Source organism: Micromonospora echinofusca (genome assembly GCF_017614955.1).
In the GTDB taxonomy this organism is placed as follows: domain Bacteria; phylum Actinomycetota; class Actinomycetes; order Mycobacteriales; family Micromonosporaceae; genus Micromonospora; species Micromonospora echinofusca_A.
Map to the genome: position 1 here is coordinate 1 of NZ_WVUH01000687.1, position 919 is coordinate 919.

Annotated in this window: 1 protein-coding gene; it reads left to right on the forward strand. The window is 68.1% G+C overall.

All coding sequences use genetic code 11. The features are described 5' to 3' along the window. Positions 1-83 precede the first annotated feature (83 nt). Positions 84-919, forward strand: an 836-nt coding sequence (locus GSF22_RS33890; RefSeq protein ID WP_208817959.1) for an IS5 family transposase, incomplete at its 3' end; no start/stop codon positions are given.

Here is a 919-nt window from a genome sequence, read left to right on the forward strand (position 1 = left end):
CCCGGCGTGGCGGTGATCGACAACTGAAGAGGTCTCCGGTATCTGGTTCTGCGACCAAGCAAGAACTTCATACCGGAGACCTCGTGGCCAGCGTAGCGGTGACGAGGCGGCACGACCTCACCGACGCCCAGTGGCAGCGGCTCGCCGCGCTGCTGCCTGCCGCGTCGGCGAAGGGTCGTCCGCCGAAGTGGGAGAAACGGCAACTCATCGACGGGATCAGGTGGCGGATCCGGATCGGGTCGCCCTGGCGTGACGTCCCGGCCGAGTACGGACCCTGGCAGACGCTCTACGGCCTGTTCCGTCGCTGGCAGCGCGACGGAACCTGGGACAAGATCTTGACCGCGTCACAGGCCGCCGGCGATGCGGAAGGCCGGATCACCTGGACGGTCAGCGTGGACTCGATGACCAGCCGCGCACACCAACACGCCGCAGGCGCCCGCAAACACGGCGACCTGCAGAAAGAGCCACCCGGCGGCGTGCACGACGAACCCGCCGATCACGCCCTCGGACGATCCCGCGGCGGTCTGACCACCAAGACGCATCTCGCCTGTGAGCAGGGACAAAAGGTCCTATCGCTGGTCGTAACCGCCGGGCACCGTGGTGACAGCCCGCAGTTCATCCCGGTCCTGCGCCGTATCAAGGTGAACCGTCTCGGGGTGGGCCGGCCCCGCACCTGCCCCGACCTGGTCCTGGCGGACAAGGCCTACACCAGCCGCGGCAACCGCGCCTACCTGCGCAAGCGTGGGATCAAGGCGTGCATCCCGCGCAAGAAGGACCAGGACGCCCACCGCAAAGCCAAGGGCAGCCGCGGCGGACGCCCACCGAAGTTCGACCCAGACCTCTACCGGAAGCGACACGCCGTCGAGAACGGCATCAACAGGCTCAAGCGCCACCGCGGCGTGGCCACCCGCTACGACAA